At 74.6% G+C, this 26,559-nt stretch carries 32 protein-coding genes and 1 pseudogene; 14 read left to right on the top strand and 19 right to left on the bottom strand.

Annotated features, from left to right (window positions below; genetic code table 11):
- Positions 1-115: 115 nt before the first annotated feature.
- Complete coding sequence (locus tag ACFY32_RS12665; RefSeq protein WP_390674117.1) at positions 116-505, bottom strand: VOC family protein; 390 nt, start codon at positions 503-505, stop codon at positions 116-118.
- Positions 502-795, bottom strand: a complete 294-nt coding sequence (locus ACFY32_RS12660; RefSeq protein WP_390674116.1) for an ArsR/SmtB family transcription factor — start codon at positions 793-795, stop codon at positions 502-504. Before ACFY32_RS12660 ends, ACFY32_RS12665 begins: the two co-directional genes overlap by 4 nt.
- 216 nt (positions 796-1,011) lie before the next feature.
- Between ACFY32_RS12660 and ACFY32_RS12655 the strand changes: the two genes are divergently transcribed.
- Positions 1,012-1,443, top strand: a complete 432-nt coding sequence (locus ACFY32_RS12655) for a universal stress protein (protein ID WP_390674115.1) — start codon at positions 1,012-1,014, stop codon at positions 1,441-1,443.
- Here ACFY32_RS12655 and ACFY32_RS12650 read toward each other — a convergent pair.
- On the bottom strand, positions 1,436-1,975 hold the full coding sequence (locus ACFY32_RS12650; protein ID WP_390674114.1) for a phenolic acid decarboxylase: 540 nt from the start codon (positions 1,973-1,975) through the stop codon (positions 1,436-1,438). The two genes, ACFY32_RS12655 and ACFY32_RS12650, sit on opposite strands and share 8 nt — an antisense overlap.
- Positions 1,976-2,202: 227 nt before the next feature.
- Between ACFY32_RS12650 and ACFY32_RS12645 the strand changes: the two genes are divergently transcribed.
- Positions 2,203-2,940 (top strand): esterase/lipase family protein, encoded by a 738-nt coding sequence (locus ACFY32_RS12645; RefSeq protein WP_390674113.1) that lies wholly within the window; start codon positions 2,203-2,205, stop codon positions 2,938-2,940.
- A 14-nt stretch (positions 2,941-2,954) separates the two neighbouring features.
- On the opposite strand, the gene ACFY32_RS12640 is transcribed toward ACFY32_RS12645, so the two are convergent.
- A complete protein-coding gene (locus ACFY32_RS12640) occupies positions 2,955-3,854 on the bottom strand; it encodes a LysR family transcriptional regulator (protein WP_390674112.1) in 900 nt (299 codons plus the stop codon).
- A 116-nt stretch (positions 3,855-3,970) separates the two neighbouring features.
- On the opposite strand from ACFY32_RS12640, the gene ACFY32_RS12635 reads away from it, so the two are divergent.
- Together ACFY32_RS12635 and ACFY32_RS12630 are read left to right on the top strand one after the other, a co-directional pair.
- Complete coding sequence (locus ACFY32_RS12635) at positions 3,971-4,351, top strand: YybH family protein (protein WP_390674111.1); 381 nt, start codon at positions 3,971-3,973, stop codon at positions 4,349-4,351.
- A gap of 125 nt (positions 4,352-4,476) precedes the next feature.
- Entirely contained in the window at positions 4,477-5,379 is a 903-nt protein-coding gene (locus tag ACFY32_RS12630) for a LysR family transcriptional regulator (protein ID WP_390674110.1), read from the top strand.
- A gap of 36 nt (positions 5,380-5,415) precedes the next feature.
- On the opposite strand, the pseudogene ACFY32_RS12625 reads toward ACFY32_RS12630, so the two are convergent.
- Positions 5,416-5,475: pseudogene (locus tag ACFY32_RS12625) on the bottom strand (hypothetical protein); the annotation flags it as partial.
- Positions 5,476-5,541: 66 nt separating this feature from the next.
- Positions 5,542-6,297: an SDR family oxidoreductase gene (locus tag ACFY32_RS12620; RefSeq protein WP_390674109.1), complete on the bottom strand. Its 756-nt coding sequence runs from the start codon at positions 6,295-6,297 to the stop codon at positions 5,542-5,544.
- 274 nt (positions 6,298-6,571) lie between these two features.
- Here ACFY32_RS12620 and ACFY32_RS12615 point away from each other — a divergent pair, with 274 nt between their 5' ends.
- On the top strand, positions 6,572-6,901 hold the full coding sequence (locus ACFY32_RS12615) for a GNAT family N-acetyltransferase (protein WP_390674108.1): 330 nt from the start codon (positions 6,572-6,574) through the stop codon (positions 6,899-6,901).
- A 3-nt stretch (positions 6,902-6,904) separates the two neighbouring features.
- On the opposite strand, the gene ACFY32_RS12610 is transcribed toward ACFY32_RS12615, so the two are convergent.
- Positions 6,905-7,384 (bottom strand): carboxymuconolactone decarboxylase family protein, encoded by a 480-nt coding sequence (locus ACFY32_RS12610; protein ID WP_390674107.1) that lies wholly within the window; start codon positions 7,382-7,384, stop codon positions 6,905-6,907.
- A 198-nt stretch (positions 7,385-7,582) separates the two neighbouring features.
- Between ACFY32_RS12610 and ACFY32_RS12605 the strand changes: the two genes are divergently transcribed.
- Positions 7,583-8,482, top strand: coding sequence for an RNA polymerase sigma-70 factor (locus tag ACFY32_RS12605; RefSeq protein ID WP_390674106.1), 900 nt, complete (start codon positions 7,583-7,585; stop codon positions 8,480-8,482).
- Positions 8,483-8,568: 86 nt separating this feature from the next.
- On the opposite strand, the gene htpG is transcribed toward ACFY32_RS12605, so the two are convergent.
- Positions 8,569-10,479, bottom strand: a complete 1,911-nt coding sequence (htpG, locus tag ACFY32_RS12600) for a molecular chaperone HtpG (protein ID WP_390674105.1) — start codon at positions 10,477-10,479, stop codon at positions 8,569-8,571.
- Positions 10,480-10,939: 460 nt separating this feature from the next.
- Entirely contained in the window at positions 10,940-12,340 is a 1,401-nt protein-coding gene (locus ACFY32_RS12595; RefSeq protein WP_390674254.1) for a DHA2 family efflux MFS transporter permease subunit, read from the bottom strand.
- A 156-nt stretch (positions 12,341-12,496) separates the two neighbouring features.
- Here ACFY32_RS12595 and ACFY32_RS12590 point away from each other — a divergent pair, with 156 nt between their 5' ends.
- Positions 12,497-12,928, top strand: coding sequence for a MarR family winged helix-turn-helix transcriptional regulator (locus ACFY32_RS12590; RefSeq protein WP_390674104.1), 432 nt, complete (start codon positions 12,497-12,499; stop codon positions 12,926-12,928).
- Between the two features lie 18 nt (positions 12,929-12,946).
- Here ACFY32_RS12590 and ACFY32_RS12585 read toward each other — a convergent pair whose 3' ends face one another.
- Complete coding sequence (locus ACFY32_RS12585) at positions 12,947-14,278, bottom strand: APC family permease (protein ID WP_390674103.1); 1,332 nt, start codon at positions 14,276-14,278, stop codon at positions 12,947-12,949.
- 114 nt (positions 14,279-14,392) lie between these two features.
- Here ACFY32_RS12585 and ACFY32_RS12580 point away from each other — a divergent pair, with 114 nt between their 5' ends.
- The 7 genes from ACFY32_RS12580 to ACFY32_RS12550 all read left to right on the top strand — a co-directional run bounded on the left by ACFY32_RS12580 (position 14,393) and on the right by ACFY32_RS12550 (position 18,772).
- Entirely contained in the window at positions 14,393-15,145 is a 753-nt protein-coding gene (locus tag ACFY32_RS12580) for a LamB/YcsF family protein (protein WP_390674102.1), read from the top strand.
- Complete coding sequence (locus tag ACFY32_RS12575) at positions 15,142-15,843, top strand: allophanate hydrolase subunit 1 (RefSeq protein ID WP_390674101.1); 702 nt, start codon at positions 15,142-15,144, stop codon at positions 15,841-15,843. The genes ACFY32_RS12580 and ACFY32_RS12575 overlap by 4 nt, the downstream gene beginning before the upstream one ends.
- A complete protein-coding gene (locus ACFY32_RS12570) occupies positions 15,840-16,697 on the top strand; it encodes a biotin-dependent carboxyltransferase family protein (protein ID WP_390674100.1) in 858 nt (285 codons plus the stop codon). Before ACFY32_RS12575 ends, ACFY32_RS12570 begins: the two co-directional genes overlap by 4 nt.
- Before the next feature lie 171 nt (positions 16,698-16,868).
- Complete coding sequence (locus tag ACFY32_RS12565; protein ID WP_390674099.1) at positions 16,869-17,249, top strand: sortase-dependent protein; 381 nt, start codon at positions 16,869-16,871, stop codon at positions 17,247-17,249.
- Positions 17,246-17,878 (top strand): class F sortase, encoded by a 633-nt coding sequence (locus ACFY32_RS12560; RefSeq protein ID WP_390674098.1) that lies wholly within the window; start codon positions 17,246-17,248, stop codon positions 17,876-17,878. Before ACFY32_RS12565 ends, ACFY32_RS12560 begins: the two co-directional genes overlap by 4 nt.
- The gene (locus tag ACFY32_RS12555) at positions 17,875-18,366 is read left to right on the top strand and encodes an RNA polymerase sigma factor (RefSeq protein ID WP_390674097.1); all 492 of its coding nucleotides are present in this window, start codon (positions 17,875-17,877) and stop codon (positions 18,364-18,366) included. Before ACFY32_RS12560 ends, ACFY32_RS12555 begins: the two co-directional genes overlap by 4 nt.
- Positions 18,350-18,772: a hypothetical protein gene (locus ACFY32_RS12550; protein ID WP_390674096.1), complete on the top strand. Its 423-nt coding sequence runs from the start codon at positions 18,350-18,352 to the stop codon at positions 18,770-18,772. The genes ACFY32_RS12555 and ACFY32_RS12550 overlap by 17 nt, the downstream gene beginning before the upstream one ends.
- Here the strand turns inward: ACFY32_RS12550 and kynU are convergent.
- The 9 genes from kynU to paaA are packed head-to-tail and all read right to left on the bottom strand — an operon-like array spanning position 18,752 to position 26,185.
- Positions 18,752-20,008, bottom strand: coding sequence for a kynureninase (kynU, locus tag ACFY32_RS12545; RefSeq protein ID WP_390674095.1), 1,257 nt, complete (start codon positions 20,006-20,008; stop codon positions 18,752-18,754). The genes ACFY32_RS12550 and kynU overlap by 21 nt on opposite strands.
- On the bottom strand, positions 20,005-20,841 hold the full coding sequence (locus ACFY32_RS12540) for an alpha/beta hydrolase family protein (RefSeq protein WP_390674094.1): 837 nt from the start codon (positions 20,839-20,841) through the stop codon (positions 20,005-20,007). Before ACFY32_RS12540 ends, kynU begins: the two co-directional genes overlap by 4 nt.
- Positions 20,831-21,679, bottom strand: a complete 849-nt coding sequence (locus ACFY32_RS12535) for a tryptophan 2,3-dioxygenase (protein ID WP_390674093.1) — start codon at positions 21,677-21,679, stop codon at positions 20,831-20,833. Before ACFY32_RS12535 ends, ACFY32_RS12540 begins: the two co-directional genes overlap by 11 nt.
- Before the next feature lie 25 nt (positions 21,680-21,704).
- Positions 21,705-22,481, bottom strand: coding sequence for an SDR family oxidoreductase (locus tag ACFY32_RS12530; RefSeq protein WP_390674092.1), 777 nt, complete (start codon positions 22,479-22,481; stop codon positions 21,705-21,707).
- Between the two features lie 49 nt (positions 22,482-22,530).
- The gene (locus ACFY32_RS12525; protein ID WP_390674091.1) at positions 22,531-23,646 is read right to left on the bottom strand and encodes a 2Fe-2S iron-sulfur cluster-binding protein; all 1,116 of its coding nucleotides are present in this window, start codon (positions 23,644-23,646) and stop codon (positions 22,531-22,533) included.
- Between the two features lie 8 nt (positions 23,647-23,654).
- The gene (paaD, locus tag ACFY32_RS12520) at positions 23,655-24,155 is read right to left on the bottom strand and encodes a 1,2-phenylacetyl-CoA epoxidase subunit PaaD (RefSeq protein WP_390674090.1); all 501 of its coding nucleotides are present in this window, start codon (positions 24,153-24,155) and stop codon (positions 23,655-23,657) included.
- Positions 24,152-24,940 (bottom strand): 1,2-phenylacetyl-CoA epoxidase subunit PaaC, encoded by a 789-nt coding sequence (gene paaC, locus ACFY32_RS12515; protein WP_390674089.1) that lies wholly within the window; start codon positions 24,938-24,940, stop codon positions 24,152-24,154. Before paaC ends, paaD begins: the two co-directional genes overlap by 4 nt.
- Complete coding sequence (locus tag ACFY32_RS12510) at positions 24,924-25,235, bottom strand: 1,2-phenylacetyl-CoA epoxidase subunit B (RefSeq protein WP_390674088.1); 312 nt, start codon at positions 25,233-25,235, stop codon at positions 24,924-24,926. The genes paaC and ACFY32_RS12510 overlap by 17 nt, the downstream gene beginning before the upstream one ends.
- Entirely contained in the window at positions 25,232-26,185 is a 954-nt protein-coding gene (paaA, locus tag ACFY32_RS12505) for a 1,2-phenylacetyl-CoA epoxidase subunit PaaA (RefSeq protein ID WP_390674253.1), read from the bottom strand. The genes ACFY32_RS12510 and paaA overlap by 4 nt, the downstream gene beginning before the upstream one ends.
- Positions 26,186-26,559 lie beyond the last annotated feature (374 nt).

Below are 26,559 nucleotides of genomic sequence, written 5' to 3'. Positions count from 1 at the left end.
GGCCCCGGGGGGGGGCCGGGGCGGGGGGGGGGCCCGGCCACCCCCGCACCCCCCCCCCCCGCCCCCCCCGGGGGGGGGGCGGCGGCCCCCCCCCCCCCCCCCCCCGCTTCCGGCGTCACGCGCTGTGCACGAGCTGGATCAGGTTGCCGCAGGTGTCGTCCAGCACGGCGGTGGTGACGGGCCCCATCGCCACGGGCTCCTGGGTGAAGGCCACCCCGAGCCCGCGCAGCCGCTCGTACTCCGCGGGCACGTCGTCCACGGCGAAGGAGGTGGCGGGGATGCCGTCCTGGACGAGCGCCGTCTTGTACGGCCCCACCGCCGGGTGGCCGGAGGGCTCCAGGAGGAGTTCGGTCCCCTCGGGGTCCTCCGGCGACACCACGGTCAGCCACCGGGCGGTGTCCCCGAGCGGGACGTCGTGCTTCTTCACGAAGCCGAGCACCTCGGTGTAGAAGCGCAGGGCCTTCTCCTGGTCGTCGACGAAGACGCTGGTGATGTGGATTCTCATGGGGTGCTCTCCGGGGGGTCGGGCCTGAGCCATCGGGACATGGCGCGCCGCAGGGGCTCGGTGTCGAGGTCGTGGAACTTGTAGCGGCCCTGGCGCCGGGTGACGACCAGGCCCGCCGCTTCCAGTACGGCCAGGTGCTGGCTGATCGCCTGCCGGGACAGCCCCAGGCCGTGCTTGGTCACCAGCCGTGCGCAGATCTCGAACAGGGTCTGGCCGTCCCGCTCCGCCAGTTCGTCCACGATGCGCCGACGGGTGGGGTCGGCCAGTGCCTTGAACACGTCGTCCGCCATGCCCCCACGATAGGCAAGCGACGGCTTGCCCATCAAGGCGAACGGCTCCGCCCCGTCCCGGCCGGAACACATGCGCGGGGCGGGGTGTTGGCAACGACGCTTGATCATCACGACGAAGGTCGCGGATCGGGCCCGGCGGACGCCCCGTCCGCCGGACGACCTGTCCGAGGGCCGCCCGCCGGGCGCCTCGGCACTCAGGAAGAGGACCAGCAGGCCATGTTCCACCGCATTCTCGTCGCCGTCGACCCGAGCCCGGCCCGTCACTCCGCCGTCCGTCTGGCCGGCGAACTGGCCGGGCCGACCGGCGCCAAGGTCCGCGTGCTGCACATCGCCGCCTCCGCGGCCACGCTCGCGGCGGTCGTCCCGCTGGAGGACGACGCGGAGGCCAGGGCCGTCGTCGACGAGGCCCTCGCCGCGCTGCGCGAGGCGGGTGTCGAGGCCGAGGGCACCGTCACCACCACCTTGACCACGCAGATAGCCACCACCATCTCGGCCGCCGCCGAGGAGTTCGAGGCCGACCTGCTGGTCCTCAGCCCCCATCACCGCGGGTCCCTCAAGGCGTTCATCAACCCGCGGGTCAGCGACGCGGTCGCCCACGCCAGCCGCATCGCGGTCCTGCTGGCGCCCGAGGAGGCGCCCGTCAGTTGACTCGGTCGGCGAAGCCCTCGGGGAGGTCTTCCGGGCCCACCGCCACGACGCTCTCGTCGTCCTCGCCGACGTGCTCGAACAGGGTGATGCGGGCGAACTCCGGGACGACGTAGATCGGGTAGGTGGGGCCGGCGTCCCGGTAGGCGCGCATCTCCTCCAGGTGGTCGTTCTGGTAGAGGACCGTCTTGCCGCCGTCCTCCTCGATCCAGTGCGGGAAGAAGATGGTGCCGTGCAGGACGCGCCGGCCGGGCAGCACGTTGACGACGACGGAGGTGCCGGTCGGTTCGTTCCAGGAGACCTTGTAGACGTCGTCGGCGAGCCGCACCAGGTCGACCTCCTGGTCCTTGACCCAGCGGCCGCCGACCATGCCGGTGTGGATGCGGTAGTCGATGGTCGTGGCGTTCTTCACGTACATCTCGTACTGCCAGCCGTTGGCGTACGTGTAGATGAACCGGTGCCCGGTGATGCCGGACAGGTCCTGCGGCGGGACGGGGTTCTCGACGGTGGTCGGGGTGTCGTAGCCGGTGGTCATGGTGGTGCTCCTCGCTGTACTGCGGCTGTGCTGTCGGGCGGCGGTGCGCCGGGGTGCGGTCCGCGCCGGCCGTTCCGTCGCCGCCATTTCACTGTGCCACAAAATATGTTTGTGACAAAACTTTGTGGGTGGCCGGCGGCTCACTGGTGATTCAGCCGATGGCACCGGTGCCCCGCGCCCCGACGCTGAGCGGGTCAGCATCCCCGCACCTTCCTTCGGAGGGCTCCATGCGTCGTCGTTCCCCCCGCCGGCTTCTCGGCGCGCTCGCGGCCGCCACGGCCGCGCTGACCCTGTTCGCCTCGGCCTCGACGGCCGGTGCCGCCGAGTCCGGCACCACCGCCTCCCGGTCGGCGGACGCGGCCGCGCGGCCGCTGTCCACCAGCACCCCGGTCGTCTTCGTGCACGGCTACACCGGCAACGCCTCCAACTGGGTCACCGCCATGAGCGTCTTCCGGCTCAACGGCTGGTCCAGTTCCGACCTGTTCGCCTACGAGTACAACTCCTACGGCAACAACGTCACCAACGCGCAGGGCCTCGCCTCGTACATCAACACCGTGAAGGCGCGGACCGGCGCGAGCAAGGTCGCGATCGTCAACCACTCGATGGGCGGCCTGGTCAGCCAGTACTACCTGAAGGTGCTGGGCGGGTACGCCAACGTCAGCCACCTCGCCTCGATCGCCGGCGCCAACCACGGCACCACGTACGCGGGGGCCTGTCTGATCTACACCACCTGCCAGCAGATGTACCCCGGTTCGTCGTTCATCTCCCAGATCTCCGCGGGCGACGAGACGCCGGGCGACACCCGGTACGCGACCTGGTACTCGGCGTGCGACGGCATCATCCTCCCGTACACCAGCACGCGGCTGAGCGGCGCGACCAACAACAACGTGGTCTGCCAGACCCACATCGGGTACCTCGCGGACACGATCGTGCTGGGCGAGATAGCGCGGTTCGTCGCCTCCTGAGCCCGGGGCCGGCCCTATTCGGGGGCCACGGACGCCGTGCCGGTGAACGCGCGGCGGCTGTGGGTGAGCAGCGCGCGTACGGCCGGGCCGTGCGCGCCGCGCCACACCAGGGAGAGCAGGGCGGGCGTCGTGACGTCGTCGATGGTGCGGGCGGTGACGCGGCCGTGGCCTGCGCCGACCATCGACTCGCTGAGGACGGCGACGCCCAGACCCCGGGCGGCGAGGCCGGCGACGGCCTCCGCCGCGCCGGCCTCCAGCGCGATCGCGGGGCGCAGCCCCTGGGCGGCGCAGGCCCGGTCGAGCACGGCGCGCAGGCCGGTGCCGGAAGGCATGCACACGAGGGGGTGGGCGACGACGTCCCGCAGGGCGATGACCGGCCGCTCCGCCAGGGCGTGCCCCTCCGCGACCACCACCACGAGCCGGTCCTCGACGAGGGTGTACGCCTCCAGCCCGTCCGGGGTCGTGCCGGCGGTGCCGACGAGGGCCAGGTCGAGGGCCCCGGCGCGGACGCCGTCGACCAGCCGGTCGGAGTTGTCCTCCAGCAGCGCGATCTCCACCCCCGGGTGGGCCCGGCGGAAGGACGCGAGCGCGTCGAACAGGGGCGTGATGGTGCAGCCGACGACCATCCCGACGGTGAGCCGGCCACGGATCAGGCCGGTCACCTCGCCCACGGCCTGACCCATCGCCCCGGCCGCGGCGAGCGCCGCGCGGGCGTGTTCGAGCGCGGCCTTGCCGGCGACGGTGAGCGTGACCGCGCGGGCGGAGCGGTCGAACAGCTCGGCCCCGAGTTCCCGCTCCAACTGGCGGATCTGAGCGCTGACCCCGGACTGGCTGATGCGCACCCGCTCGGCGGCCCGGGTGAAGTTCCGCTCCTCGGCGACCGCGACGAAGTATTCGAGCTGCCTCAGTTCCATGACGGTCAGTGTATGACTGGCAGTTCTGGTTGCCAGCAGAAGCATCTGTTGGACTTCTGGCCGCGGCCCGACGACGCTGGGAGAGCACGGAAAGCACCCCACCTCAGGAGGACGTCATGCCGGAGTACGAGAAGGCCATGCGGCCCGAGGACCTCACCCGCCTGTTCGTCGAGCGGTCCAACGCCGGTGACGCCGCCGGGGTCGCCGCGCTCTACGAGGAGGACGCGGTGCTGGCCTATCCGCCGGGAAGCCGGACGGTGGGCCGGGAGGCGATCCGCGCGCTGTGGGAGCGGGTCCTGGCCGGCCGGCCGCGCTTCGAGCCGGAGCCGCCGCTGCCGACGCTGGTCAGCGGCGACATCGCCCTCACCGCCACCCCGCCGAAGGACGGCAGCGGGGCCCGCGCACAGGTCGTGCGGCGCCAGGCCGACGGAAGCTGGCTCCGCCTCCTGGACCAGCCCGAGTTCGCCCCGCCGGGGACCACGGTCGGCGACGCCTGAGCGCGCCGCGCCGCGCCGCGCCGGGCCGTGCGGTGCTCGGCGGGTGCTTCCGGGCGGGGGGAATCCCGGCGGGCGGGACCGGGTTGCCTACTGTCGCGGGCCGACCGAGGAGAGGAACCGAGCCGATGAGCCTTCGTCAGTTCGAGTACGCGCTGGCCGTCGCCGAGCAGGGCTCGGTGACGGCGGCGGCGGAGCTGCTGCGGGTCGCCCAGCCGTCGGTGTCCCAGCAGATCCGCGGCCTGGAGCGGGAACTGGGCGTGGAGCTGTTCACCCGCACGCCCACCGGGCTGGTGCCCACCGAGGTCGGCCGGGCGTTCCTGCGGGAGGCGGAGGTCGCGGTGAGCGCGTCGCGGCGGGCGCGGGCGACGGCACGGGCCGGTGCCGGCGAACTGGTGGGCGAGCTGGTGGTCTCGGCGCAGCTCGGCTTCGGCTCACGGCAGTTGCCGGACGCGCTGGGCGCGCTGCGCCGCCGCTTCCCGCGACTGGAGGTCACCGTCTTCGAGGAGCCCAGCTCCGCCGAGCTGGAGAAGCTGTGCCGCCGGGGGGTGCTGAACCTCGCCCTGATGGCGGCGTGCGAGCGGAGCTCGGCCGACGCCCACCACCTGGGCGACGAGGAGTTCGTCGCGGTGCTGGGCGCCGGGCATCCGCGGCTCGCCGCGGACCGGGTCGGGCTGCGGGAGCTGGCCGGGGAGCCGTGGGTGAGGTTCGACCGGGACAGCGCGCTCGACGGTGTGCTGGTGAGCGTGCTGCGGGACAGCGGGCCGGCCCCGGTCACGGCCGCCCGGGTGTCCCAGACGGCGACGGCCGTGCGCTGGGCCGCCCAGGGGCTGGGGGTGACACTGGTGCCCGCCTCCGCGGTGCCGCCCGGTCACGAGCACCTCGTCCGCCCGGTGTTCCCGGCCGTGACCCAGCCCGTCATCGCCGTACTCCCCCGCCCCGCGGGCCCGGCGGAGACCGCCCTGCTCGGGCTGCTGCGCGAGCAGACGTGGTCCGGGCCGGCGCGCCCGGACACCACGACCGTTTCCTGAATTCGCCTTTCCGGTGTTCGCCTTTCCGGTGTTCGCCTTTCCGGTGTTCGCCTTTCCGGTGTTCGCCTTTCCGGTGTTCGCCTTTCCGGTGTTCACCCTTCGAGGCTTCGCCTTTCGGGGCTTCGCCTTTCAGGGATTCGCCTTGTGGGAATTCCGCCGGGGTCAGCGCCTGGGGAATTCGCCGCCGTCCACCACGAGATTGCTGCCCGTCAGCCATCCCGCCCGGTCGGACACCAGGTACAGCACCGCGTGCGCGATGTCGTCGGGCCGGCCGTCGCGTCCCAGCGGCGGGACGTCGTCGGGGTTGGCCGGGCCCGGCCGCGCGTTCAGGCCCGCCCACTGCTCGCGCGTCGCCTCACCGCCGGGGGTGGCGACCCGGCCGGGTGTCACGGTGTTGACGCGGATACCGGCCGGGGCCAGTTCCAGGGCCAGTCCCCGGCTGTAGTTCTCCAGTGCCGCCTTCGCCGCCGTGTAGTGCAGGAACTGTCCCATCGGGGTGAGGACCGCGGCCGAGGAGACGTGCACGACGCTCCCCGCGCCCCGCTCCCGCATCCCCGGGACCAGCAGCGCGTCCAGCCGCACCGACGCCAGGTAGTTCAGGTCGAGAGCCTCCTGCCACTCCTCGTCGGGAATGGCGTGCGCGCCCTCGTGGGGGCGTGCCCCGCCCGCGTTGTGGACCAGGATGTCCACGCCGCCCAGCCGCTCCCGCGCGGCGGCGGCGATGGTCCGGGCGCCGGCCGGGGTCCGTACGTCGGCCGCCACGAAGGCGGCTCCCTCGGGTGCCGGGCTCGCCGCCGACCTGGCGGTCGTGAGCACCTCGGCGCCGGCGTCCAGGAGGTGGCGGACGACGGCCGCTCCGATGCCTCGGGTACCGCCCGTCACCAGGGCGCGCTTCCCCTTCAGTTCGTTCGTGTTCATTCTTCTTCCGACCTCTCCATGAATAAGAAACGGTGTGCGCAGAGCGCTGGTTGACCGAGCCGTTTCACGGTAGGTCCGGAAAAGAACGAGAAGCAAAGACGAATTGCCATCGGGGGCCATAGGGTTTTCCTATGGCCCCCGCGGGCGGCGGCGCCGGGTGCCGCCCGCGCGGCTCGTGCGCTGAGCGGCGCGGGTCAGGGCGCTCACCGGCAAGTCCCCGGGCCGGGAGGGGTTACGCTCGGGCCCGTCGCCCCCCGGATCACAGGAGTGCCCCATGACCACGCCCACCGCCCCCGACCGCAGCCAGGTGGAGATCGTCGACGTCCCCGAGTCCTCCCGCTTCGAAGTGCGCGTGGACGGGCGCACGGTGGGCCTCGCCGACTATCTGCGGACGCGGGAGCTGGTGGTGTACCCGCACACCGAGGTCGACGAGGCGTACAACGGCATGGGGCTGGGCTCCGCCCTGGCGCGCGCCGTCCTGGACGACGCGCGTGAGCGGGGCCTGCCGGTGCTGGCCACCTGCCCGTTCATCGCGGGCTGGATGGCCAGGCACCCCGAGTACCGCGACCTCGCCTACCAGAGCCGCAGCAGGGTCACGGACTGACGCTCACTCCGACAGGGCGGCGAAACGCCCGGGTGCGTAGTCACCTCCCGGGTTGCGCACGATGACGTTCATGCGGGTGGCCGCGTTGATCAGCGAGACCAGGCAGACCAGCGCGCCGACCTGGTCGTCGTCGTAGTGCTCGCGGACCCGCTCCCAGGTCTCGTCGGTCACTCCCCGCTCGCCGAGCCGGGTGCCCTCCTCGGCGAGCGCCAGCGCGGCCCGCTCGGCCTCGGTGAACACCGTGGAGTGCCGCCAGGCGGCCACCAGGTTGATCCGCAGCGCGCTCTCCCCGGCGGCCGCCGCCTCCTTGGTGTGGGCGTCGACGCAGAAGCCGCAGTCGTTGAGCTGGCCGACCCGCAGTTGCACCAGTTCCCGCAGGGACTTCGGCAGCGTCGACTGCTCCAGGGGCAGCGAGGCGTTGAAGAACCGCTTGGCGACCTTCGCGGCGGTCGGGCTGTCGAGCAGGTTGAAACGGGGTTCCATGGCTGGTTCCTCATTCGTGGAGGCGTGTGCCGCACACCGTGGTCCGCGGCGTCCTGACGCACACCAGATGCCGGCCGCCCGGTCCCTGTGACAGCGCGGCGGTGTGACACGGGTCACCGCCTCCCGGGTGTCACAGCGCGGCCCGGTCCGGCGTCCTGTGCGTGGACACGGTCGACGATCGACAGCGGGGAGCCAGTCATGAGCGCGTACGACGAGCGGCCGGGGGACGCGGGGGCCGATGCCACCGAGACGTTCGTCGCCCACCGCAATCTGCTGTTCACCGTCGTCTACGAGATGCTGGGGTCCGCCGCCGACGCCGAGGACGTACTGCAGGAGACCTGGCTGCGCTGGGCGGACGTCGACCTCGCCGCGGTCCGCGACCGGCGCGCGTATCTCGTGCGCACGGCCACCCGCCAGGCGCTGACCCGGCTGCGCACGCTGCGCCGCCGCAAGGAGTCCTACGTCGGCCCGTGGCTGCCCGAGCCGCTGCTGACCTCCCCGGACGTGGCCGAGGACGTCGAGCTGGCGGAGAGCGTCTCGATAGCGATGCTGCTGGTCCTGGAGACCCTGGCGCCGACCGAGCGGGCGGTGTTCGTGCTGCGGGAGGTGTTCGACCTCGGGTACCGGGAGATCGCGGACGCCGTCGGCAAGAGCCCGGCCGCGGTCCGCCAGATCGCGCACCGGGCGCGGGCCCATGTCGCGGCGCGCCGGCCGCGCGAGGCCGTCTCGCCGGAGGGGGCCCGCGACGCCCTGGAGGCGTTCCGGCGGGCCGTCGAGACCGGCGATCCGCAGCGCCTCCTGGACCTGATCGCCCCGGACGTCGTCCTGCTGACCGACGGCGGCGGGGTCGTCCGGGCCGCCCTGGCACCGGTCACGGGTGCCGAGCGGGTGGCGCGCGTCCTGGGCGGGATCGGCCCCGCCGTCGCCATCGAGACGACCCACGTCAACGGGTGCCCGGCGCTGACCCTCCGCGTCGACGGCCGGGTCGACACCGTCCTGGCGGTGCGCCTCGACGGCGGCCTGATCACCGGGCTGTACGCCGTACGCAACCCGGAGAAGCTGTCCCGCGTCGACCGGGAGACCCCGGTGACCCGCTGACGGCCCCGGCACCGCCGCCCCGCCCCGCCCCGCCCCGCGCGGCGCGGGGCGGGGCGGGGCGGCGGGCGGGCCGGGCGCCGGCGTGGTTACAGGGAGCGTTCCAGCCGGTCCGCCATCAGCTTGACGAACCGGGTCGGCTCCTTGGGCTGGCCGCCCTCCGCGAGCACGGCCAGGCCGTGCAGCAGCTCGGCGGTGTCGGCGAGCGCGTCGCGGTCCTCGCGCTCCTTGAACGCCTGGTTGAGGCCCTTGACCAACTGGTGGTCCGGGTTCAGCTCCAGAATCCGCTTCGAGCCGGGCACTTCCTGGCCCATCGCCCGGTACATGTTCTCCAGCGCCGGGGTCAGGTCGCCGGTGTCGGAGACGACGCAGGCCGGGGAGACGGTGAGCCGGGAGGAGAGGCGGACCTCCTTGACGTCCTCCGCCAGTCGCTCCTTCATCCAGTCGAGCAGTCCGGAGTACTCCTCGGTCCGCTTCTCCCGGTCGTCGGCGGCGCCGTCCTCGTCCTCGGTGCCGAGGTCGATCTGCCCCTTGGCGACGGACCGCAGCTTCTTGCCGTCGAACTCGCCGACGGCGTCGGCCCACACCTCGTCGACGGCGTCGGTGAGCAGCAGCACCTCGATGCCCCGGTCCCGGAACGCCTCCATGTGCGGGGAGTTCTCGATGGCCTGCCGGGACTCGCCGGCCAGGTAGTAGATGTCCTCCTGGCCGTCCTTCATCCGCTCCACGTAGCCCTTGAGCGTGGTGGGTTCGCTGTCGTGGTGCGTGCTCGCGAACGACGCGACGGTGAGGATGGCGTCCCGGTTCTCCGGGTCGGTGACCAGGCCCTCCTTCACGGCGGTGCCGAACTCCCGCCAGAACGTGGCGTAGCGGTCCTGGTCCTTGGCCATCAGGTCCTTGACCGAGGAGAGGACCTTCTTGGTCAGCCGCCGCCGCATCAGCTCGATGTGCCGGTCCTGCTGGAGGATCTCGCGGGAGACGTTGAGCGAGAGGTCGGCCGCGTCGACGACACCCTTGACGAAGCGGAGGTACGGCGGCAGCAGCGCCTCGCACTCGTCCATGATCAGCACGCGCTTGACGTAGAGCTGCAGGCCCCGGCGGTACTCCCGGGTGAACAGGTCGTGGGGCGCGTGGGCGGGGAGGAACAGCAGGGCCTGGTACTCGAAGGTGCCCTCGGCCTGGAGCCGGATCGTCTCCAGCGGGTCGCGCCAGTCGTGGCCGATGTGCTTGTACAGCTCGTGGTACTCGTCGTCGGTGACCTCGTCGCGGGGGCGGGCCCACAGCGCCTTCATCGAGTTGAGGGTCTCGGGCCCGGGGGCCTCGTCGTCCTCGGCGGGCCGCTCGGGCACCATCCGGACGGGCCAGGTGATGAAGTCCGAGTACCGCTTGATGATCTCCCTGATCTTCCAGGGGGCGGTGTAGTCGTGGAGCTGGTTCTCCGGGTCGGCGGGCTTCAGGTGCAGGGTGACCGAGGTGCCCTGCGGCGCGTCGTCGACCGTCTCCAGCGTGTACGTGCCCTCGCCGCGCGAGGTCCAGCGGGTGCCCTGGCTCTGGCCGGCCCGCCGGGTGAGCAGGGTGACCTCGTCGGCCACCATGAAACCGGAGTAGAAGCCGACGCCGAACTGGCCGATGAGCCCCTCCGCACCGGCCTCCTCCCCCTCGGACCGCGCCTCGCGCAGCTCCTGGAGGAACTTGGCGGTGCCCGAGTTGGCGATCGTGCCGATGAGCTGGCCGACCTCGTCGTACGACATCCCGATGCCGTTGTCCCGCACCGTGAGGGTACGGGCGTCCTTGTCGGTCTCGATCTCGATGCGCAGGTCGGACACGTCCGCGTCGAGGGAGTCGTCCCGCAGCTTCTCCAGACGCAGCTTGTCGAGCGCGTCGGAGGCGTTGGAGACGAGTTCCCGCAGGAAGACGTCCTTGTTCGAGTAGACCGAGTGGATCATCAACTGCAGAAGCTGACGGGCCTCTACCTGGAACTCATGCGTTTCCGTCGGCATGCTCGCGGATACCTCACAGGTCCTGTCGCCGGAACTGACCGGGACCACTTTATCGTCACAGGTCGTACGCCCTCAGCCACAGTTCCAGAGTGAGGACGAGCCAGAGCTTGCCGCCCTGCCGGGGCAGCAGCGTGCCGCCGCCGCGCAGCCAGGTGCGTACCGTGTCGGGGCGGAACAGCCCGCGCCGGCGGGCGGCCCCGCCGAGCAGGAAGGCGCCGCCCAGCTCGCGCAGCGGAGGCGCCCTTGGTGCGCAGGTTGCAGTGCAGCAGTTGGTTCAGCAGGTGGCTCATCCGGTCCGGGCCGGTCAGACAGGGCTCGACGAAGCGCTGCGGGGCCGGGGCGGCGTCCAGGGCGGCCAGCGCGTCGGCGGAGAGCAGTACGCCGACGGCCTGAGGACGGACGGGCCGGCGGGCGACGCGGTGGTGGACCGCGGGCGAACGGCGGTGCGCCGGCCGCGCGGTCAGGAGTCGACCGGCTCCCGTCGGCGGCGGAAGCGGGCGGGGCGGCCGGTGGTGGTGGTCCCGACCCGGGCGGCGGCGCGGGCCGGGCCGTCGGGGAGGGTGAAGGCGAAGACGGCGGTCACCGCGGCAATCGCGGCGAGGGCGAGGTAGGCGTGCTGGTAGGCGGAGACGGGCGGGTCGGCGGCGGCCGTCGCCGGGGTGCCCAGGACGAGGGCGGTGGTCACCACGGCCGGGGCGAGCGCGCCGCCGGTCTGCCGGACGACGGTGTTCAGGGTGGTGGCCTGGGGCAGGTCCGCCCGGTCGACGGTGGCGAGGGAGGCCACCGTGGTGGGTATGAAGAAGCAGCCCATGGCGAGGCCGAGCAGGAACATGTACGCGCGGAAGGTCCACAGGCCGGTGTCCGCGTCGCACCCGGCGAAGAGCAGCAGCACGGCGCTGACGCCGGCCGTCCCGCAGCCGACGATGATCCGGGGGCCGACGCGGGCGTAGAGCACGCCGACGGCCTGGACGGTCAGCAGGACGCCGAACGCCTCGGGGAAGGTCGCCAGGCCGGACTCCGAGGCGGTGCGGCCCTGGGCCTGCTGGAGGAAGAGCGGGCCGAGGTACATGGCGCCGAGGATGGGGACCAGGCCGACCAGGTTGAGCAGGTTGGTGTCCCGGAACAGCCGGTCGGCGAACAGCCGCAGCCTCAGCAGCGGCTCGGTCGCGCGGAGTTGATGAGTGACGGCGGCGGTGAGCAGGACGGCTCCGAGCGTCAGCGCGGTGACCACGGAGGCCGAGGACCAGCCCCGGTTGGGGCCTTCGCAGACGCCGAACATGACGGTGCCCAGGGCCGCCGCGCTGAGCAGCAGGCCGGGCAGGTCGAAGCGGCCCGGCCGGCCGCCGTGGTGCCCGGCGAGGAACAGCGCGCCGAACACCACGGCCGGCAGGCCCACCGGCACGTTGACGTAGAACACCCACCGCCAGGAGAGGTGGTCCACCAGCAGGCCGCCCAGGATCGGGGCGGCGGCCGGGGCGATCTGCTGCGGGACGATCATGTAGCGGGAGACGCGCACCTGCTCGGCGGCGGTGAAGGTGCCGAACAGCAGCGCCGCCGAGGCGGGCAGCAGCAGCCCGGCGGACACGCCCTGCACCGCGCGGTAGGCGACGAGCTGACCGAGGCCGGCCGCCGCGCCGCACAGGGTGGAGGAGACCAGGAACCCGACGAGGGCGGTGAGCAGGACGCGTTTGCCGCCGTACCGCCCGACCAGCCAGGCGGAGGCGGGTATGGCCATCGCCAGGCAGACCGGGTAGACCACGACGACCCCGTCCAGGGCGGCCGTCGTCAGGTCGAACTGCCGGGCGATCGACGGGAGTGCCACGGTGGTGATCGCGCCGTCGACGATCGCGATGAACGTCACGCAGACACAGACCACCGGCACGACCAGGCGCTGGCTGGGAGGGGAGGGCAGGGCGGACAGCACGGAGTGACGTCGGCGCATGTGCTGAGCATACACACTATGTGTCTACTCATAGAATGAGTTCCCACGACCGCGACCACGGGACGAGGACACGCCATGGCGGTACAGGGCAGCAGCGACATCCTGATCGACGAGCTGTACGAGACCACGAACGGTCTGCGGCAGTTCGTGGAGGCCCGCTTGCGGGAGAAGGGCGCGTCGGTGGCGCGGCTGCGCGCGCTGCGCATGCTGGCGCGGGCCGAACGGCCGCTGCGGATGCGGGACCTGAGCGACCTGGCGGGCATCGCGGCCCGGACCGCGACCAGCATCGTCGACAGCCTGGAACGGGACGGCCTGGTGGAGCGGGTACGTCACCCGCACGACCGGCGGTCGTTCCTGCTCCGCCTCACCCCGGAGGGGGAGCGCTGCCACCGCGAGGCCGAGGAGATCGACCGCCTCGCCCTGGCCGAGGCGACGGCGGCCCTGGACACGCAGGAGCGCGAGCAGTTGCGGACCCTGCTCGCGCGTATCCGCCGGCACACGACCTGACGGGAAGGGCGGCCCCCGTTACGCGGCCGCCCGCCTGCGCCGCAGCGTGGCGAACGTGGCGAGGACCATTCCGGTGGCCAGGACGAGCAGGCCGCGCAGCCAGACCTCGGCCTCGATCTGGGTGGCCAGCGCGACACAGGACGCGGCGCCCAGCACGGGAAGGACCGTGGGGGCACGGAAGTGGTCGCTCTCGCCGGTGTCCCGGCGCAGCACCAGCACGGCGATGTTGACCATGAAGAACACCACCAGGAGCAGCAGGACCAGGGTGGACGCCAGGGTGGCCACATCGCCGGTCAGCGCCAGGAGCATGGCCAGCACGCTGGTGACGGCGATCGCGACCCACGGGGTGCGGCGGCCGGGCAGCACCCGGGCCAGCGGGGCGGGCAGCAGGCCGTCGCGGGCCATGCCATAGGCGAGGCGGGAGGACATGATGCCGGTGAGCAGCGCGCCGTTGGCGACCGCGACGAGGGCGATCGCGCTGAACAGCTTGACCGGCACCCCGCCGGCCTCCTTGACGACCTCCAGCAGCGGGCCGCTGGACTCCACCAGGCGGTCGGTGGGGACGGCGGCCGATGCCGCGATGCCCACCAGCACGTACACGGCACCGGCGGTCGCGAGCGCGCCGAACAGGGCGCGCGGGTAGGAGCGACGGGGGTCGCGGGTCTCCTCGGCGACGTTGACCGAGGTCTCGAATCCGACGAAGGAGTAGTACGCGAGGACGGAGCCGCTCAGCAGCGCGGCGGCGGCGCCCTTCTCGGGGGTGCCGAGGGAGCCGAGCCGTCCCACGTCACCGTCGCCGCGCAGCAGCAGCCACGCGCCGAGGGCGACGATGACGAGCAGGCCGCCGACCTCGATGACGGTGGCGACCACGTTGGCGCGGGTGGACTCCTTGACGCCCCGGGCGTTGACCAGCGCCAGCAGGGCGAGGAAGACCACGGCGACCAGTCCGACGGGCAGGGTCACGAAGGCGGACAGGTAGTCGCCGCCGAAGCCCCGGGCCAGCGCGGCCACCGAGACGATGCCGGCGGCGAGCATGCAGAACCCCGCGACGAACCCGGCGAACGGCCCGAAGGCGCGGGTGGCGTAGTGGGAGGCGCCGCCCGCGCGGGGGTACTTCGTGGCCAGCTCGGCGTAGGAGGCCGCGGTCAGCAGGGCGAGCAGCAGCGCGACGGCCAGCGGCGCCCACACCGCTCCCCCGGCGTCGGCGGCCACCTGGCCGACCAGGACGTAGACACCGGCGCCGAGGACGTCGCCGAGGATGAAGAAGTAGAGCAGCGGAGTGGTCAGGGCGCGCTTGAGCGCCGGGCCCTCCGGGGCCGCCGTGGGCGACGGGTTCGTGACTCTTGCCATGCCGCACCTGGTATCCCCGGGGGCGGGGTTCACGCATGGTGATCAGGTGAGGTCCTTCACCGAGCGTACGTCGATCCCTTGTCGGATCGTTCAACGATCGATTACGTTCGAGGAGTGATCGACCTCAACGCAGACCTCGGTGAAGGCTTCGGCCGCTGGACCCTCACCGACGACGACGCCCTGCTCTCCGTCGTCACCAGCGCCAACGTCGCCTGCGGGTTCCACGCGGGCGACCCCTCGGTGATGCGCCGCGTCTGCGCCCTCGCCGCCGAGCGCGGGGTCCGGATCGGGGCCCAGGTGTCCTACCGCGACCTGGCCGGCTTCGGGCGCCGCGCCATGGACGTACCGGCCGACGAGCTGGCCGCCGAGGTGGCCTACCAGATCGGCGCGCTCCGGGTGTTCGCCGAGGCCGCCGGTGCCGGGGTGGCGTACGTCAAGCCGCACGGCGCGCTCTACAACCGCACCGTCCACGACGCGGTCCAGGCCCGTGCCGTGGTGGCGGGCGTACGGCTCGCGGGCGGGGCGCTGCCGGTCCTCGGGCTGCCCGGCTCCCATCTGCTCGCCGCTGCGGAGGAGGCGGGGCTCACTGGTGTGCCCGAAGCCTTCGCGGACCGCGCCTACACGCCCGAGGGCACCCTCGTCCCGCGCCGCGAGGCGAACTCCGTGGTGACGGACGGGGACGCGGTGGTACGGCGGGCGCTGGGCTTCGCGGTGGACGGCGCGGTCGAGGCCGTCGACGGGTCGGCCGTCGCGGTCGCCGCGCGGTCGCTGTGCGTGCACGGCGACACCCCGGGCGCGGCCCTGACCGCCGCCCGGGTCCGCGAGGCGCTGGAGCGGGCCGGTGTCGAGGTCGGGGCGTTCGCGTGACCGGGCACCGGCCGCTCACGGCACGCCCCGCCGGGCGGCACGCCCTGCTCGTCGAACTGCCCGACGCCGAGGGCACCGCGGCCTTCCACGCGGAGGTGCTGCGCCGGCGCGCCGCCGGGACGCTGCCGCCGGTGGCGGAGATCGTGCCGGGCGCCCGGACCGTCCTCCTCGACGGGGTGCCCGACCCCGAGGCGCTGGCCCGCCGGCTCACGGGCTGGGACGTACCCCCGGTGACGGCCGACGACGGGGACGTGGTGGACGTCCCGGTGCGTTACGACGGCCCCGACCTGGCCGACGTGGCGGCCCGGTGGGGGGTCGCGCCGGAGGAGGTCGGCGCCCGGCACGCCCGCGTCGCCTACCGTGTGGCGTTCTGCGGCTTCGCCCCCGGCTTCGGCTACCTCACCGGGCTGCCCCCCGAACTGCACGTCCCCCGCCGGGACACGCCCCGCACCCGGGTGCCGGCCGGGGCGGTGGCGCTGGCCGGGCCGTACAGCGCGGTCTACCCGCGGGCCACGCCGGGCGGCTGGCGGCTGATCGGCACCGTGCCGGACCCGGCCGAGCTGTGGGACCCCGCCCGGGAACCGGCGGCGCTGCTGACGCCGGGGACGCGGGTGCGGTTCGTCGCGGTGGGCCCCGGGGAGCCCGGGGCGGCCGGCGCCGCGGGTGCCCGCGGCTCGGCGGCCGGTGGTGCCGCGTGAGCGCCGAGCTGACGGTCGTGCGGGCCGGTGCGCTCACCACCGTGCAGGACGGCGGGCGGCGGGGGCACGCGCACCTCGGGGTGCCCCGGTCCGGGGCGCTGGACGCGCCCGCGATGCGGCTCGGCAACCGGCTGCTCGGCAACGATCCCGAGGCCGCCGTCCTGGAGACCACCCTGACCGGCTGCGCCCTGCGGCCCGGCCGCGCGGTCACCGTCGTGGTCGGCGGCGCACCCTGCCCGGTGAGGGTGGACGGGCGCCCGGCGGCCTGGGGCAGCGCGGTGCGGGTCCCGGCGGGCGCGGTGCTGGACGTCGGGACGGTCACCGCGGGCGTGCGCTCCTACGTCGCGGTCGCCGGGGGCGTCGCGGTCGACCCGGTGCTGGGCAGTCGCTCCACCGACCTGCTCTCCGGCCTCGGCCCCGCTCCCCTGCGCGACGGGGACGTCCTCCCGGTGGGCGTCCCGGCGCGGCGGCCCGCGCCGCCCGTCGCCGCGCCCTGGCTGGGACCGCCCGCCGAACTGATCCTGCCGGTACGTCCCGGGCCCCGCGCCGACTGGTTCACCCCGGCCGCGCTGCGCACGCTCGCCTCGGCGGCGTACCGGGTCTCCCCGCACAGCAACCGCATCGGCCTGCGCACGGAGGGACCGCCCCTGGAACGGGCCCGGACCGGTGAACTCCCCAGCGAGGGCATGGTCCTGGGCGCCGTCCAGGTCCCGCCGGACGGCCGCCCCGTGGTCTTCCTGCACGACCACCCGACCACCGGCGGCTATCCGGTCGTCGCGGTCGTCTCCGAGGCCGCCCTCGCGGCGGCGGCCCAGGCGGTGACGGGAACACCGCTGCGCTTCAGGTTCGGCTGACCCGCGAAGGGGCCGGGCGGAACCGCAGGCCGCGGACCGCGCATCACGGCCCGGCGGCACGTCCGGCGAGTGACTTTGCCGTCTCTTTACAACCCGTCCGGGTCCCGCCTCGTCTCTCCGTCCGATCCACGGTCCGCGCCGCGCGGACCGGCCGACGAGAGAGAGCCACCCATGCGCCGAACCCTTCTCAGCGCCGCGACCCTGGCGGGCGCCGCCCTTCTGGCGGGCACCGCGCCGGCGTTCGCCGACGATCCGTCCCCGGTGCCGTCCGCCGCCCCGGTCTCCGGCGACCCGAGCCCCGGTGCCGCGCCCACCGAGGCGCCGTCGCCGGAGGCCGCCGCCCCGACCGAGGCGCCGTCGCCCGCGACCGGTGTCCCCGCCGAGGACCAGGTCTCCGTCGTGCCCGAGGGCGCTCCCGACACCGGGGTCGCGGAGTCCGGCGGCTCCGGGCCGGACGCGGGGCTGGCCGGCGCGGGCACCGGCGCGGCGCTCGTGGCGGGCGGCGCGGCCCTTCTCGTCGTACGCCGCCGGCGGGCGGCGACCGGGGAATGAGCCGGTTCTCCGGGCGGGCCCTGGTCGTCGCCGCGCTGGCCGGGTCCCTGGCGGGGTGCGGCGGCGGCCCGCCGCAGGGTCGGGCGGACACGGTGCCGCCCGCCCACTCCCCCGCCTCCGCCTCGGCCGGTCCGGCGCGGCCCCCGGAGCGTTCGGCCCCGGTCGGTCTGCGCATTCCGGCCATCGGGGTCGACACCCCGGTGCTGCGGCTCGGGCTGGCGCCGGACGGCACGGTCGAGGTGCCGCCGGTCACGGACCACGACCGGGCGGGCTGGTACCGGCATTCGCCGGCGCCGGGCGAGCCGGGCCCGTCGGTGCTGCTCGGCCATGTCACCGTCGGCACCCACGGCGACGGCGTCTTCCGCCACCTCGCGCGACTGCGCCGGGGCGACCGGATCGAGGCCCGCCTGGAGAACGGCACGACCGAGCGGTTCGCGGTCACCTCCGTACGGACGGTGGCGAAGGCCGAGTTCCCGACGGAGGACGTCTACGGGAACACGACCCGCCCGGAGTTGCGGCTGATCACCTGCGGCGGCCCCCGCGCGGGCGGCGAGTACCGCGACAACGTCATCGTCTTCGCCGGGCCGGCCGCGCCCGGCCCGTCCCCTCGCGACCATGGAGAGCGGTGAAACGGTCCCGTGAACGGGCGGCGTCCGAGCTGTTCGCCGCCCTGTATCCGCGTCTGGCGGGCTGGTGCCGCCGTCTCGTCGACGACGACGGGACGGCCCACGAGATCGCCTCGGAGGCGTTCACCCGGCTCTGGGCACGCTGGACCTCGGTGGAGGAGCCGCGCGGCTTCCTCTACGTCACCGCCGCCAACCTCGTCCGGGACCACTGGCGCAAGCTGGAGCGCGAGCGCCGGGCGGTACGCCAGGTCACCGCGGAGGCCGCCGTCCGGCCCCCGCAGGAACAGGCCGACCCCTCGGTGCGGATGCTCGTACAGTCGCTGCCGGAGAAGCTGCGGGTGCCGATCCTGCTGCACTACTACGCCGACATGCCGATCCGGGAGGTGTCCGTGCTGACCGGGCGCAAGGAAGGAACCGTCAAGGCCGATCTGCACGCGGCCCGCGAACTGCTCCGCGTCCACCTGAGGAGAAGCGTTGACCACACGCCTTGACGACGACCCGGACCCCGGGCGGGACGACGACCCGCTGCTGGTCGTGCTCCGCCCGGACGCCGGTCACCTGAGCCCGCCGCCCGGCCGTTACGAGGCGGTGCGCCGGGCGGCGGCGCGTCGGCGTCTGCTGCGCGCCGCGGCCGGCACCGCGGCGACCGTGGCCGTCGCGGCCCTGTTCGCGCTGCCGTCGCAGTGGTCCGCCGGCCCGCCTCCCGTCCGCCCGGCGGTCCCGCTGGCCCCGGCGCCCGCGACCACCGCGCCGGTGCCCCGCTCCGCCACGCCGGTCCCCTCGGAACCCGTGCCGGTCCCCTCGGAACCCGTGCCGGTCCCCTCGGAACCCGTGCCGTCGCCTTCTTGGCCCTCGGCCGTGCCGAGCCCCGCGGCCTCACCCACCGAGGCCCCCTGAGCCGGCGTCCCGGGCGCGGGCGAGGTCCCGCAGTTGCAGGGCGGCGGTGAGGAGGTCCTGGTGGGTGGTGTAGAGGGCGTTGACGCCGAAGCGCAGCAGGTCGGGCACGCGCATGTCGGCGACCACGCCGTGGTCCGCGAGGGCGTCGGTCAGTGCGCGGGCGTCGGGGTGGCGCAGGCTGACCTGGCTGCCGCGGCGGCCGGGGTCGGCCGGGGTGACGGGGGTGAAGCCGAGCGGGGTCAGCAGTTCCGCCGCGCACCGCAGGAAGAACCCGGTCAGCGACAGGCTCTTGGCGCGGACCTCGGTGAGGTCGACGCCGTCGAAGGCGGTGAGCGCGGCTTCCAGGGCGAGCAGGGACAGGATCGGCGGGGTGCCGACGCGGGCACGGGCGACACCGGGGGCGGGCGTGTAGTCCGGGTCCATGGCGAACGGGTCGGCGTGGCCGGTCCAGCCCGGCAGCGGCGTCTCCAGCGCGGCGTGGTGCCGGTGTGCCACGTACAGGTAGGCGGGGGCGCCGGGGCCGCCGGAGAGGAACTTGTAGCCGCAGCCGACGGCCAGGTCGACGCCGAGGGCGTCGACGTCCAGGGGCAGGGCACCGGCCGCGTGGCACAGGTCCCACAGCGCGAGGGCGCCGGCCTCGTGGGCGGCCCGGGTCAGCGCCCGCATGTCGTACAGCTCGCCGGTGCGGAAGTCGACGGGCGAGTAGCTGACCACGGCGACCCGGTGGCCCTCGGCGGCGAGGAACGCGGGCAGCCGGGCCGGGGGCACCCGGCGGACGTCGAGGCCCCGGCGGCGGGCCACCGCGTCCGCCAGGTAGCGGTCGGTGGGGAAGTGCCCGGGGTCGGTGACCAGCAGCGTCCGGTCCGGGCGGAGCGCGGCGGCGGCGTCCAGCGCGGTGAACACCTGCACGCTGGTGGAGTCGCCGGCGACCGTCTGCCCCGGCGCGGCCCCGATGAGCGCGCCGATGGCGTCGCCCACCCGCAGGGGCGCCCGCCACCAGCCGTTGGTGTGCCAGGAGGCGATCAGGTCGGTGCCCCACTGCCGGGTGAGCACGTCCTGGACGGCCGGGGGGACGGCGGCGGGCAGCGGGCCGAGGGAGTTGCCGTCGAGGTAGACGACGTCCGGGGGGAGCAGGAAGCGGTCGCGCAGGGCGGCCAGGGGGTCGTCGGCGTCGAGCCGTGCGGCCAGGTCGCGCAGGGCGGCCGGTGCGGTGGGGGCGGTGGCGGCGGTGGTCATCGGGGTGCGGCCTCCCGGTCCGCTCGGTCGGGGAACGCGGCGGCCAGTTCCCGGAGGGTGCCGGCGACCGCGCGGGCGCCGGGCGCGCCCGGTTCGATGAGGGTGTAGTGGCCGGTGCCGGGCAGGACGACCGTCCTCAGGTCGTGGTGGACGGCCGCGTAGTCGGTGAACTGGGTGAGCGGGACCTCCTCGTCGGCGGCCCCGTGCAGCAGCACGGTGGGCACCCCGGTGGTGCCGGGCCCGCGCAGCAGGGTCAGCGGGTCGACCTCGGGCAGCCTCCGGTCGAACTCGTCGTCGCCGCCGAGGAGTTGCCGGGCGGCCCCGTCGCTGAGGTCGTCCCGGCGGGTGGCGGCGAGGTCGGTGATCGGCGCGAGGGCGAGCACGCTGGTCGGCAGGGTACGGGTGTGCCAGCGCGAGCCGGGCGGCAGCAGGCCCCGGGCCGCGCACCACAGCGCCAGGTGTCCGCCGGAGCAGTGGCCGGCCAGGACGTACGGGCGGCCCTGGGGCAGGGTGTCCACGATCCGGGCGATGTCGTCGAAGGTCTCGGGGTAGCCGCCCGCGCCGCCGGAGCGGCGGAAGCCGGGCAGCAGCACGTCGAAGCCCTGCCGGGAGAGGTAGGCGGCGAAGGGGGTGAGGTGCATCCGGTCGTAGCGCCAGTAGCCGCCGTGCAGCAGCACGACCAGCGGGGCGTCGGGGTCGTCGGACGGCCAGGCGTCGTAGGTCTGGTGGGGGTGGTCGCCGTAGCGGCCGTGCACCGGTGCGAGGACCGGCTTCAGGCTCAGCACCCGGCGTTCCTCCTCGGCCGCGAAGGCGGAGATGGCCCTAGACGTCACCGCGCACCTCCCACAGCTCGGGGAAGACCGGGCGGGCCGCGCGCCGCTCCAGCCAGGCCAGCCCCGCGGAGCCGGCGCTGCCCGGTCTGGCGCCCATGGCGCGGCGTACCACCAGGACGTGCTCGAACCGCCAGCGGGTGACGAGTTCGGCGATGTCGGTGAGCAGTTCGCCGAGCGCGAGGTGCGGATGGTGCTGCGGCCCGGCGTAGATCCGCCGCCACACCTCCACCACCCCGGGGTCGGAGGCGTACGGGCTCGTCATGTCCCGTTCCAGGACGTGGCGCGGGACCGGCAGGTCCTGGCGGTGCAGGTACGCCAGCACCTCGTCGTACAGGGAGGGTTCGCGGTAGGTCTCGCCGAGCGCCTCGTGGACGGCCGGGTCGCCCCGGTGGGCGCGCAGCATCCCGGCGGACTTGTCACCGAGGAGGAACTCCATGTGCCGGTACATCGCCGACTGGAATCCCGACGCCTTGCCGAACGCGGCCCGGAAGCCGTCGAACCGGGCCGGGGTCAGCGCGGCGATCGGCGCCCAGGCGCCGCCCAGCGCGGTCAGCGCGCGGCGACTGCGCGCCAGCGCGTCCATGGCCGCGTTCAGGTCGTCCTTGGCGAGGGCCACCCGGGCCGTGCGCCACTCGTGCACGATCAGGGTGAACCACAGCTCCATCACCTGGGTGGTGACGAGGAAGCCCATCTCGTCCGGGGCCTCGGTGAGCGGCTGCTGGAGCGAGTTGAGGACCGAGGCGCGCACATAGCTGTCGTAGGGGCTGGCGCCCGCGAAGGGCCGGGTCAGGGAGTCGTCCGCGGCCGGTTCGGCGAGCGCGGTCGGGCTGTCGTTCATCGCAACTCCTAGGGGTGCCTGCGGGTCACACGCCGAGGTGGGCGCCGCCGGAGGTGTCGATCCACTGGCCGGTCACCCAGCGGGCGTCGTCGCTCGCGACGAAGGAGACGACATCGGCGATGTCCGCCGGGTCGCCGAGCCGGCCGAACACGGACGCCTCGGAGTACCTGCGGCGGATCTCCGGGACGCCGAGCGTGGGGTTGATCTCCGTCTCGGTGTAGCCGGGAGCGACGGCGTTGACCGTGATGCCCCGGGGTCCCAGTTCCTGGGCGAGGGTGAGGGTGAGGTGGTCGAGCGCGGCCTTGGTCATGGCGTAGGACACGAGGTGGGGGTAGGCCATGCGGGTCACCACCGAGGAGATGTTCACGATCCGGCCGCCGTCGCGCAGCCGGTCCAGGCCGCGCTGGACGATGAAGAACGGGGCCTTGGTGTTGATGGCGAACACCCGGTCGTAGTCGGCCTCGGTGACCGCGTCGATGCGGCGCGGGACGGTGATGCCGGCGTTGTTGACGAGGATGTCCACGCCGGGTTCCGCGTCCTGCTCCGCGAGGGCCCGGTCGAAGGCCGCCCACAGGGTGGCGGCGTCGCCGGGCACCCCGAGTTCGGCGTGCACGGGGAAGGCGCGTCCGCCGTCGGCCTCGATCTCCTTGACGGTCCGCTCGGCGGCCGTGGCGTCGTGGCCGTAGTGCACCGCGACCAGGGCGCCCTCGCGGGCGAGACGGCGGCCGACGGCTCTGCCGATGCCCCGGCTGCCTCCGGTGACCAGGGCGGTCTTGCCTCGGTGGCGGGGGGTGGTGGTCAACGTGCTGCTCCTTCGGTGCGGCGGGACGCGGGGCGGGTACGGGTGCGGGTCAGGCATCGAAGTCGAGGGTGAGGTCGGGGGTGCGCGGGCGGGCGCGGCAGGTGAGGGTGTAGCCGGCGGCGCGGTCGCGTTCGTCCAGGGCGTGCTGGCGGTCGGCCGTCACCTCTCCGGCGAGGACCTTGGCGCGGCAGCTTCCGCACACGCCCTCGCGGCAGGCGTACGGCACGTCGGGGTGGGCGCGCAGCAGCGCGTCGAGGATCGCGGTGTCCTCCGGCCGGACGGTGGCGGCCCGGCGGCGCCCGTCCAGCAGGGCGGTGACCCGGGTCCCGCCCGCGCCGGGCGCCGGTCCGGGCGCCTGGGCCGGGGGCCGGGGCGTCCCGGCCGCCGTGAACAGCTCCCAGCGGACCAGCGCCGGGTCGGCTCCCCGTTCGGCGAGGACCCGCCGCGCGGTGGCGACCAGGCCGGGCGGGCCGCACAGGGCGAACGCGGTGTCCGGGGCGGGGCGGGCGTCCACCGCCGCGAGCAGGCGGGGCAGTCGCCGCGCGTCGATCCGTCCGCCGAGGGGGCCGGGTCCCCGGTCCTCGCGGGTGAGGACGTACAGGACGGTGAACCGGTCGACGAACGCGTCCTTCAGTTCGGCCAGTTCGTCGGCGAGCAGGGCGTCGGCGGCGGTGCGGACGGAGTGCACGACGGAGACCCGGCAGGCCGGGTCCCGGCGCAGGGCGTGGGCGGCCATCGCGGCCAGCGGGGTGATTCCGGTGCCGCCCGCGAGCAGGACGTGATGGGCGCCGGGCAGCTCCGGCAGGGCGAACGCGCCGGTGGGCGGGGAGAGTTCCAGCCGGTCCCCGGCGGCCAGCCGGGTGGTGGCGTGGGCGCCGAAGCCGTCGGGGCCGCCCCGCCGGATCACCAGGCGGAGCGCCTCGGGGTCGTGCGGCGGCGGGCAGACCGAGTAGCTGCGGCGCAGTTCGCCGCCGGCGCGGCGGTGCCGGACGACGATGTGCTGGCCCGGCCGGTGGGCGAAGACCTCGCGCAGGGGGGCGGGCACGCGCAGGGTGACGGCCACGGTGTCGGCGGTCAGGCGGTGTACGGCGGTGACCGGCAGCCGGTGCCATCCGGTGCGGCGGGGCGGGGCGGCGGGCGGGTCCTCGGCGGTGGCGGTGTGCACGGTCGGCCTCACAGGGCGGTCAGGTGGGGGAAGGGTTCGCGGCAGGCCGTGCACCACAGCACCGACTGGCAGCGGGACGGTCCGAAGACGCTGTGCGGACGGGTGGCACGCGAACCGCAGTGCGGGCAGGGCACGCCGCCGAGGACGACCGGGACCGGGCCGCCGGGGGCCGGGGAGACGGGCGGGGCGATGCCGTGCGCGGCGAGCTTGCGCCGCCCCTCGGGGGTGATCCGGTCGGTCGTCCAGGGCGGGGAGAGGACCTGCCGTACCCGGCCGTCGGGGTGGCCGCAGGCGGCCAGGACCTCCCGTACCGCCGAGGAGATCTCGGGCAGGGCGGGGCAGCCCAGGTAGGTGGGCGTGATCTCGACCTCCAGGACGCCGTCGGCGCCCGGGGCGACCGGGCCCACCACGCCGAGGTCGCCCAGGGTGATCACCGGCAGTTCCGGGTCCGGGAGCGCGGCCACCCGCTCGCGTACCGTACGGACCGGGGCCGGGGCGGGCGCGGTCACCAGGTGCCTCCGGGGAACTGGCGGCGCACCGACTGCAGTTCGGCGATCAGCGGCCCGAACTCCTCGGTGTGCAGTCCGGACCGGCCGCCCCGGGCCGACCAGGACGGCACGGGCACGGTGAGGCCGGCACGGGCGATGACGGCGCCGACGCGCTCCTCCCACTCGGCGCGCACAAGGGCCGGTGCGGGCACCCGGCCCGAGGCGGCCAGGCGCCGCAGCGCCTCGTCCTCCTCGAACAGCTCGCCGGTGTACGGCCACACCCGCTCCAGGCCCCGCCGCATCCGGCGGGCGCTCTCGGCGGTGCCCCGTCCGAGGGTGACGGTCCAGCGGTCGGCGTGCAGCCGGTGGAAGGCGGTCTCCTTGGCGGCGCGGGTCCCGAAGGCGGCCAGCGCGGGGTCGGCGCAGCCCGCCAGCGCCTGGTAGTACAGGACCGCGTAGTGGGTGTACGCGAGCTGCCGGGCCACGGTCACCGCGAAGTCGCCGTTCGGCAGTTCGGTCAGCAGGGTGTTGGTGAACTCGCGCTCCGGGCGGGTGAAGGCGAGGTCGTCCTCGGTGCGTCCGGTGCCGTCGAGTTCCCCGGCGCGGGTGAGCAGGACGCGGGCGTGCCCGATCAGGTCCAGGGCGATGTTGGACAGCGCCAGGTCCTCGTCGACGGTCGGCGCGCGGGTGATCCACTGGCACAGCCGCTGCCCGAGGACGAGGGCGTCGTCGCCGAGGCGCAGCAGGTGCAGCGCCAGGTCGGCGTCGGCCACCGGCCTGGCCGGGGCGTCACTGGTCGTGGTCACCTTCGGGGCCTTCCTCGGTCAGGGGGGCGAAATGTTCGGGGTAGCGGTACGGCTTGTGGCGGGCGCCCGCGAAGTACGGGTCGCGCTCGTCCGGGGAGGCCGTGTGCACGGCGTCGGAGCGCACCACCCACAGCGACAGCGGATCGCCGCGCCGGGTGTAGAGGTCGCGGGCGGCGGCCAGCGCCGCGTCCGGGCCGGCCGCGCGTACCGATCCGACGTGCTGGTGGGCCAGGCCCCGGCGGGCCCGCAGGAACACCTCCCAGGACGCCGGTGCGCCCTCCCGCTCGCGGCTCATGCGGCGTCTCCCGCCCCGGCGTACGCGGTGGCCGCCGCCCGGACCCAGGCGCCGTCCTCGTGCGCGGCCCTGCGGTGCGCGAGGCGCTGCCGCGCCCAGTGGGTGTCGTCGCCCAGCGCCCGGCGGTAGGTGTCCCAGTCGACCGGGGTGAAGTCGTAGTGCCCGCGCTCCTCGTTCCAGCGGATCACCGGGTCGGGCAGGGTCAGGCCGAGGCGTTCGGCCTGCGGGACGCAACTGTCGACGAAGCGCTGGCGCAGTTCGTCGTTGGTGTGGCGCTTGATGCCCCAGGCGATGGCGCGGCGGGAGACCGCGGCCCCGAGCGCCGCCGTCCGGGCGTCGGCGCCGCCCGCCTCGGTGTCGGGCGGCCCGAACATCAGCGCCACGGCCGGCAGCCACCAGCGGTCCACCGCGTCCTGCGCCATCGCCTTCTGCTCCGGTGTCCCCTCGCACAGGGCGCGCATCAGGTCGTAGCCCTGCCGGACGTGGAACGCCTCCTCCTGGCAGACCCGGCGCATCGCGCGGGCGTACGGCCCGTAGGAGGTCCGGCACAGGGGGGCCTGGTTGATGACGGCGGCGCCGTCCGTCAGCCAGGCGATGGCACCGGTGTCGGCCCAGGTCAGCGCGGGGTGGTTGAACGTGGCCGAGGCGCGCTGCTGCCCCCGGTGCAGGGCGTCCAGCAGGTCGGCGCGGTCCACGCCCAGGGTCTCGGCGGCGGAGTACAGGTACAGGCCGTGGCCCGCCTCGTCCTGGACCTTGGCGAGCAGCACCGACTTGCGGTGCAGGGACGGGGCGCGGGTGAGCCACGCGCCCTCCGGCTGCATGCCGATGATCTCGGAGTGGGCGTGCTGGGCGATCTGGCGGATCATCATGCGGCGGTATCCGTCGGGCATCCAGTCACGCGGTTCGACGGTCTCGCCGGCGGCGATGAGCGCCTCGAAGTGCGCGAGCAGCTCGTCCTGGTCCGGGGTCCGGGCCGTGGTCCGGTCCGCGGGGACGGAGGCGGGGGCGGCGGGGGCGGTCGGCGCGCTCACGCGGCACCGCCCGTGCGGGCCGGGCGCGCCGCGGCCCGCACCGGTACCGGCTGCCTGGGCACTCGCATCACTCCTTCGGCTGGGTTCCGCCCCCGGTGGCCCCCGGGGGTCGGAGCGGGTCTCTTCGTTGCGGTAAGAGGCCGGGCACCCGCCCCGGCTATCCCCGCCCCGGCCGGCCTGGGCGCGTGACAAAGCTCACGGGCCGGTGCGGGGAGTGGTACCGGCCGCCGGCGCCTCTGGTGGGGGTGACAGTCGAGAACCGCACGGCGGCCGGCACGCCGAGGCGAAAGGGG

Origin of the sequence: Streptomyces sp. NPDC000134, from assembly GCF_042899225.1 — a bacterium.
In the GTDB taxonomy this organism is placed as follows: Bacteria; Actinomycetota; Actinomycetes; order Streptomycetales; family Streptomycetaceae; genus Streptomyces.
This window is presented reverse-complemented; position numbering and strand designations above follow the sequence as displayed.